This window comes from Acidobacteriota bacterium, assembly GCA_040754075.1.
GTDB lineage: Bacteria > Acidobacteriota > Blastocatellia > UBA7656 > UBA7656 > JBFMDH01.
The window spans coordinates 107,501-114,167 of the sequence record JBFMDH010000025.1 but is presented as its reverse complement, the minus strand read 5'-3'; the positions used below and the strand labels follow the sequence as shown (position 1 = coordinate 114,167).

Below are 6,667 nucleotides of genomic sequence, written 5' to 3'. Positions count from 1 at the left end.
TAATTGAGGCGTGGTCATAAATGCTAAGACCCGCCAATAGAATAATAACCGCGCTTGAGCATAGCCAAAGCGCGGTTGACTCCGTAGTATCTCATTTTCCACAAATCGAAACTTTGGAGATGATGAGATGCTACGACAATGCAGTTTACTTGTCAGCTTGGTTTTGCTCATTGACAATATTCCTTTACCTCCTAAAAGCGACAAGCGAAAACGCGGACGACCCAAAGAGTATAGCGAGAGGCTGATCTTGAAAGCCCTGCTGATTATGATTATTCGTCGCCTCTATACCGCCTATTCGTTGCTCGCTTTTTTGGAGCAAGAGGATTGGGTGGCCCAACAGTTGAAAGTTTTGCTTCACGAAGATGGCAAGTTTCCCACCCGCCGCACCTGGGAACGCCGACTTCAGCAATTGCCCGATACCTTGCCGGCATTGATTGGTTATCTGGGTCGCCATCTGGTTGCTGTACTCCAGGCTTGGGCTCAAGGCGGATACGCTGTCGCTGTCGATAGTACAAAACTCGATACGGCGGGAGGCAAATGGCATAAAAAACATCGAGAAAATGGGGAAATCCCCCACACTTCGATAGACTGCGAAGCGGGTTGGTCGAAGTCTGGATGGCACGGTTGGTGGTACGGCTGGAAATTGCATTTGGCGGTCAGTGTCGGCAGTTTGTGGATCCCCTTGGCAGCAGAGTTGACGGTTGCCAACACGGCAGACAAGGAAGTCGCGCCCCTCCTGTTGCAGGAGATGCCCAAGCAAGTGCGCTATGTTTTGGGAGACACGCATTATAATGATCCAGAGTTGCGCCAAGCGTGCAATCAACGCGGTTGCCAACTGGTAGCGACCAGACGTGGGGCTTATCCACACGGTGATGGCGGCGTGGGTGTCAGAAGGCTCTTTCATAAACTGCGCTCGCAATCGATAGAGCCGTTCAACGGCTTGTTCAAAAATGTCTTTGAGTGGCGCGTCAAGATGCCAGTCAAAGGGTTAGAGAAAACCAAGCTTTTGGCTTTGGGAGCGATCTTAATCTACCAACTTGTCTTGCTCTATCAATACGAGCAAGGCAAGACGGTAGGTAAAGGAATCAAAGCACTTTTGAGGGCGGCATGATTTATGACCACGCCTCATTTAATTAACGGGAAGACATACGGTGCAGTGGTTTGGGTTTTCTGGATTTTACCGGTGTTTGACCGGTTGATGAGGTTTGGAAAAATTTTTTCACGTCGCTCAATTTTAATTCTCTATACTTTCCGAGTGGAAGTTTTTCGTCGGTGAGATGACCGATGCGTTTGCGATGCAATTTGGTTACAGAATGCCCAATCGCATCAAACATTTTTCTGATTTGTTGATTTTTACCTTGAATAAGGATGACTTCGTACCAGCAATTGCCACCTTTGCGAGTTTGTTCCAGAAGTTTGATTTTTGCCGGTGCGGTAACTTTATCGCCCAGTTTGATTCCGCGTTGCAAAATATTAATTTGTTCTCTGGTCGGCGCGCCTTTTACTTTAACATGATAAACCTTTTCGATTTTTCCAGCTCTGGTTAGTAATTCCGTCAACTCACCATCATTGGTTAAAATTATTAATCCTTCGGAATTGAAATCCAGGCGACCGATTGGATGCAATCCGCGTCTCGATGACGGTGGCAACAGGGAAGCGACCAAGGGACGATTTTTAGGGTCTTTAACCGTGCAAATATAACCGCGAGGTTTATTGACCAAGTAATACCGTTTTTCTTTTTCTGTACCGTGCGGATTAATTAATTTGCCGCGAACTTTGATATGGTCACGTTCACTGTCGGCTTTGGTGCCGAGTTCAGTCACAACTTTTCCGTTGACGATTACTTCACCACGAAGAATCATCTCTTCGGCAGCACGACGGGAAGCAATACCGGCATTGGCGATAATTTTTTGCAGACGCTCTAGCATAATAAAAATAAGAGATTGGTTTAGCTCGTCACTAAATCTTCAAAGTCTTCAAGGCTTGGAAGTTCTGACAAATCGTTTAAGCCAAATTGAATGAGAAATTCTTTTGATGTCCCATAGAGCATCGGACGACCGACGACGGGTTTATGCCCTTTGGGGATAATCAAACGGCGGTCGAGCAGGGTTTTAATTGCCGAGGTCGAGGATTTGCCGCGAATTTCCAGGATTTCAGGAATCGTAATGGGTTGTTTATAAGCAATCACCGCGAGCGTCTCCAAAGCTGCGAGCGACAGCTTAGCGGTCGGTTGCGCTTTTAAAAACCGTCGCACATATTCATTCAACTCAGGTCGGGTTGAAATGCGAAACCCGCCGGCAAGCGACCTCAGTTCAAGTCCGCAGTTTCTTGCCTGATAATCATCGCTTAGCTGCTCACAAGCGGTTTTAATATCATCGATATTTTCTTCCTCAAGCATGGCTGCGAGTTGCTTAGGGGTAATGGGTTCTTCAGAGACAAAAATTATTGCTTCGATTATTGGCTTCAGTTCATCAATCGTCATAGGGTTATAGTATGAGTCTGGAGTCTTGAGTCTGGAGTCAAAGGAATTAACTAATAAAATACCTGATTGACACCGAACCTCGGACACTGGACTTCAGATGGTTTCCGGTTCGCGTTCGACGATGACAATATCGCCGAAGGTTTTGGATTGTCGTAAACGAATTTGTAACTCTTTTACCAATTCTAAAATTGCCAGAAAAATGATGACACATTCACGCTTCGATTTCGCCTGCTCGAAAACCTGTCGCACGCGAACTTCGCTGGATTTCTTTAAGAATGTTTTTATTTCTGAAATCTTTTCGCTCATTGAAATCTCTTCACGGGCAATTTCGATTTCGGTTAAGGCTTTTTTGCGATTTACGACTTCGCGAAAAACTTCAAAGAGTTGAAATATCGTCGCTGAAATTTCCGGGTTGCTTTTGTCGGTTTCAATTTCCGCGCGCGTAAACACCCCGGCTTCGATTACCGCGCGTTGATGCAACATATTGGCTGCGGCTTTGAATTTCTGATGTTCGAGCAGTTGATAAACCAACTCTTTACGCGGGTCTTCAACCTGGTCTTCGGGAATAGTTGGATCACGCGGCAGAAGCATCTGCGATTTGATTTGAATCAAGGTTGCCGCCATCACCAGAAATTCACCTGCTAAGGCAATATCCAATTCCTGCATAGCCTGAACGTACTCCAGATATTGCGCCGTGATGCGCGCAATCGGAATATCATAGATTGAGACTTCCTCTTTTTTGATTAGGAAAAGCAGGAGGTCAAGCGGTCCTTCAAACATTTCCAGCTTAACCTTGTACTGGTTTTCGGAATCGCCAGGCACAAGTTGCCCGTCAACACCTGGGGGTTGGGCGAGGTCTGGTTGAGATTTAAATTTCTTCGCTGAATTTTCCATTTACTGAATTCTCAAATTACCTAAAGCAAGGGTTACCGCCATTCCATTTTTATCGCTTTTCTAACATCAGACATGGTTTGTTCGGCAACTTTGCGAGCGCGTTCGCAGCCGGTTTGAATGAGTTGAATGACCTCCTCCGGGTTGTCGCGCAATCGCCTGCTCTTATCGGCAATCGTTCCATATTTTTCAATGATGGAATCAGCCAAAGCGCGTTTTCGGTCAACGCAGCCGATTCGCGCATTGCGGCAATCATCATCGAAGCGGTCGGCAATTTCCGTCGTTACAAAGTAACGATGCAGTTGACAGACGTCGCAGTTTTCAGGGTGTCCCGGGTCTGTACGTTTGATGCGCGTGCGATCCGTTATCATCTGGCGGGTTTTTTCACGAATCGTTTCAACGGTGTCGATTAAATAAATTGCATTGCCGTAACTTTTCGACATTTTGCGTCCATCGGTTCCCGGTAGCGTGTGAACCTCGGTATGCAATGCCTGCGGTTCGGGAAATACATCGCCAAAAAAATTATTGAAGCGGCGAACGATTTCGCGTGTGAGTTCGATATGCGATGCCTGGTCTTTGCCGACCGGAACATAATCGGCTTTATACAAAATAATATCGGCAGCCTGCAAAACCGGATACCCCAGAAATGCATAATTGTTGAGGTCTTTGTTGGTGACGTTTTCGCGTTGTTCTTTATAAGTTGGCACACGTTCCAACCATCCAAGCGGTGTGACGGCTGAAAGAATCAGGTGGAGTTCGGAATGTTCCTGAACCGCAGATTGTACGAATATCGTCGATTTTTCCGGGTCGAGTCCTGAAGCAAGCCAATCGCTTACCATATCAAGGGTGTTTTGGCGGATGGCGCTGGTATCGGCATAATCGGAAGTGAGAGCGTGCAAATCGGCGATAAAGAAGAAGCATTCATATTCGCCGGAATCCTGCAACCGAATCCAATTTTTCAAAGCGCCTTCATAATTGCCTAAATGGAGATTGCCGGTCGGGCGCATTCCGCTAACGATTCTTTTTTTCTTTTCTAAAGATGTCATAACTTTCTAATCAATAAAGTAGTGAAAGAACGAGTTGAAATATTGGTAAAAAAATCCAACTGAATATCGGAGTTGTCCACATCAACGCAATGAGGATTAAAAAGCCAAATGGACGAATTTGAGCATAGGCTTCTGCGATTTGCGGGGGCAGGATACTTTCTAAAATGTGACTACCATCCAAAGGGGGGATTGGAATTAAGTTAAACAATCCCAAGGTTAAATTTAAAATTAAAAAAATACATAAGATGGTTGCAACCGGATAAAGTAGGGTTGAATCCGTTGATACTGGTGTAACGAATGTGAAGGGGGCTTTATATCCCCGTTGCAACAAACCGGCAATCAATAAAACCTTAATGGTAATGAAGGAGATAATTACAAGGATAAAATTGCTAATTGGACCAGCTCCCGAAACGCAAATATTTGCCTTGGTTTTCTCACGCCATAATAGTGGGTTAGTTTGAACCGGCTTTGCCCAACCAAACATCGCGATTCCTCCACTCAAAAAGCCCATCAACGGCAAAAGAATCGTGCCAATTGGATCGATATGAGCGATAGGGTTCATGGTAATTCTGCCTTGCAGTCGCCCTGTATCATCTCCAAATTTGTATGAAGTCCAGGCATGGGCGGATTCATGAAAGGATAGAGAAAACAAAAAGACGACGAACCAAAGTAGAATTTCTCCGGGCGGAATACTAAATAGATTTTCCAAATTTCCTGCTCCTCAATCAGATAAAGTGCAAAAACTTTTAGAAAGGAAAGTAGCCAGCAATTCCAATTGGGACTCTGAACAATTCACGATTCGATGCAATGAGCATATCCCCGTGGTCATCGAAACACAGTCCGACGAAGGCGTTTCCGGCAATAAATAGTTCGGCTTCGGCATTGGGAGTAATTTTAACTATTCCACGTTGTCCTTGTCGGCTTGCGGCAACATAAAGGTTTCCATCTTTATCGAATGCTAAACCTTGCGGCCTTCCTAAGCCTGTGAAAAACCTGGAGACCTCGCCAAGCGGATTAATTCGCATAACTGAATCGAAACTTGAAATATTCGGGCCGGTTACGTAGAGGTAATCATCGGGCCCGAATGCCAGATGATAAGCTGCCATGCTGGGTTCAAGAGTTGCAAAGGTGGTTGCTTCGCCGATCTCGTTGATTGAATAAATCGTTCCGTTACGGTCGCCGACAAACATCCTTCCTTCACGATTGAAAGCGATACCGGTGGCTACGCCTAAATTCAACACATAGGCTTCCGACTCTTTAAATGGAGTTATTTTATAAACTGTTCCGTCATATCGGCTGGTAATAAACATCTCGCCATCCGGGTTAAACGCCAGACCCGTGGGGTTGGTTAGGTCAGTTAAAAAAGGTTCGCTTTCTCCATCAGGAGTGATTTTGTATACCGAAACCGGAACTTTTTGCCCGCGGGTTCCTGAAAGGGTTGTGTAGATTGCGCCATTGTCACGGTCATATGCAGGGTTAGCGACCGGATGTAAATTGTCGGCAATCTTTTTACCGAAAATGAAATCAAACGGTTCGCTTTCAATGCCATCGCTTTCAATACTGATTTGAACCAGCCCGTCTTCCAAAAAGGAATTAACCGGAACGGGGGCGATAACTCTGGAAGGTGATGCCCCGATTGGGCGTGTCTCAATCCCATCAAACATGACCCGAACCTGACTGTAAGTGGAAAAATTGAAATGAGAACATGAAATAATGACTTCGCCGCCTTCAACACCAGCGCCAGGGCTCAGTTTATCTATAACCGGTCGAGACATATTATCCTTCCTATCAGAAACCATAAATCAGGAAACCTAAAGCATATTACAAAGCGCCGTGGCAAAAGGCAAAACCTCAAGGTGGATAATATGCCATCCGGCACTCGCTTAGCTTTTTAAAAATAAGGATTCCACCTCACTCAAGGTTAAGTCAGCTAAGCTATCAACAATTAAATCAGCGTGTGAAAGCTCGTCTCGTTTATATGAATTGGTAACCGCAACGCAAAGCATTCCCGCGGCGCGCGCAGCCTTTATACCTTTTATTGAATCCTCGATAACCAGACAATTTTCCGAATTCAATGAAGAATTTCCCTGAGATTGTAGTATTGATAGGGCTTTAAGAAAGGATTCGGGGTCGGGTTTTCCTTTGACTACATCTTCAGTGCTCACGATACCATTAAAAAATTCGGTTAAATTTGCGAAGTTTAATATTGCCAGGATTTCATCGCGTCGCGCTCCTGAGGCAATAGCAA

At 45.3% G+C, this 6,667-nt stretch carries 8 protein-coding genes (1 of these 8 only partly in view); 1 reads left to right on the top strand and 7 read right to left on the bottom strand.

Features of this window, described 5'->3' with window-relative positions; translation table 11 throughout:
* Positions 1–127: 127 nt before the first annotated feature.
* Positions 128–1,111, top strand: coding sequence for a transposase (locus AB1757_22870; protein ID MEW6129895.1), 984 nt, complete (start codon positions 128–130; stop codon positions 1,109–1,111).
* A gap of 22 nt (positions 1,112–1,133) precedes the next feature.
* Here the strand turns inward: AB1757_22870 and AB1757_22865 are convergent, their stop codons facing one another.
* From AB1757_22865 to AB1757_22835, 7 genes are all read right to left on the bottom strand, one after another.
* A complete protein-coding gene (locus AB1757_22865) occupies positions 1,134–1,928 on the bottom strand; it encodes a pseudouridine synthase (GenBank protein MEW6129894.1) in 795 nt (264 codons plus the stop codon).
* A 20-nt stretch (positions 1,929–1,948) separates the two neighbouring features.
* Positions 1,949–2,482 carry an SMC-Scp complex subunit ScpB gene (gene scpB / locus AB1757_22860; GenBank protein MEW6129893.1) on the bottom strand — a complete coding sequence of 178 codons (534 nt, stop codon included), beginning with the start codon at positions 2,480–2,482 and terminating at the stop codon, positions 1,949–1,951.
* Between the two features lie 93 nt (positions 2,483–2,575).
* On the bottom strand, positions 2,576–3,376 hold the full coding sequence (locus AB1757_22855) for a segregation/condensation protein A (protein ID MEW6129892.1): 801 nt from the start codon (positions 3,374–3,376) through the stop codon (positions 2,576–2,578).
* 32 nt (positions 3,377–3,408) lie between these two features.
* The gene (trpS, locus tag AB1757_22850; protein ID MEW6129891.1) at positions 3,409–4,419 is read right to left on the bottom strand and encodes a tryptophan--tRNA ligase; all 1,011 of its coding nucleotides are present in this window, start codon (positions 4,417–4,419) and stop codon (positions 3,409–3,411) included.
* A gap of 10 nt (positions 4,420–4,429) precedes the next feature.
* Positions 4,430–5,128 (bottom strand): site-2 protease family protein, encoded by a 699-nt coding sequence (locus AB1757_22845; GenBank protein MEW6129890.1) that lies wholly within the window; start codon positions 5,126–5,128, stop codon positions 4,430–4,432.
* A gap of 37 nt (positions 5,129–5,165) precedes the next feature.
* Positions 5,166–6,194 carry a gluconolaconase gene (locus AB1757_22840; GenBank protein ID MEW6129889.1) on the bottom strand — a complete coding sequence of 343 codons (1,029 nt, stop codon included), beginning with the start codon at positions 6,192–6,194 and terminating at the stop codon, positions 5,166–5,168.
* Between the two features lie 108 nt (positions 6,195–6,302).
* Positions 6,303–6,667, bottom strand: partial view of an HAD family phosphatase gene (locus AB1757_22835; GenBank protein ID MEW6129888.1) — the 3' portion only. Its footprint extends 319 nt past the window's final position; only the last 365 of its 684 coding nucleotides appear in the window; its start codon lies beyond the right edge, outside the window — the gene reads right to left on this strand; it ends in the stop codon at positions 6,303–6,305.

Excerpts from the sequence above, each read along its gene's own strand:
- AB1757_22870 (MEW6129895.1), top strand. The coding sequence starts at position 128 with ATGCTACGACAATGCAGTTTACTTGTCAGCTTGGTTTTGCTCATTGAC.
- AB1757_22865 (MEW6129894.1), bottom strand. The coding sequence starts at position 1,928 with ATGCTAGAGCGTCTGCAAAAAATTATCGCCAATGCCGGTATTGCTTCC.
- scpB (MEW6129893.1), bottom strand. The coding sequence starts at position 2,482 with ATGACGATTGATGAACTGAAGCCAATAATCGAAGCAATAATTTTTGTC.
- AB1757_22855 (MEW6129892.1), bottom strand. The coding sequence starts at position 3,376 with ATGGAAAATTCAGCGAAGAAATTTAAATCTCAACCAGACCTCGCCCAA.
- trpS (MEW6129891.1), bottom strand. The coding sequence starts at position 4,419 with ATGACATCTTTAGAAAAGAAAAAAAGAATCGTTAGCGGAATGCGCCCG.
- AB1757_22840 (MEW6129889.1), bottom strand. The coding sequence starts at position 6,194 with ATGTCTCGACCGGTTATAGATAAACTGAGCCCTGGCGCTGGTGTTGAA.